The 279-nt window shown below is 48.0% G+C and carries 1 protein-coding gene; it reads right to left on the reverse strand.

Annotated elements, in window-relative coordinates:
* Positions 1 to 83: 83 nt before the first annotated feature.
* Positions 84 to 279 (reverse strand): hypothetical protein (locus MB824_RS08495; protein ID WP_238748031.1); only part of this gene is annotated, 196 nt, incomplete at its 5' end.

Genomic DNA, 279 nt, shown 5'->3' on the forward strand with positions numbered 1-279 from the left:
TCATCACGGTATGAGTAAGGCTAACAAGATAAAGTTTATTCAGGATTATTTTTCTGAAAAATAAATTTTCGGCAGTAAATTTGTTACTTAGTGCCCCGTTTCTCAGATTGAGCAGTAAATTTGTTACTTATGCCTAATAAAGCGATGGCACCGCCTTTAAGCCGGACGCTGTCGGCGGTGATGTGGTAGCCGCCTTCGCCGGCAAAGAGGCCGCTCTGGCTGCCGACGTTGCGGCTGTGGCCGCTGGCTTTGCTTTGGTTGTAGTTGCCGGATACGCTC

Origin of the sequence: Kingella pumchi, assembly GCF_022288825.1 — a bacterium.
GTDB lineage: Bacteria > Pseudomonadota > Gammaproteobacteria > Burkholderiales > Neisseriaceae > Kingella_D > Kingella_D pumchi.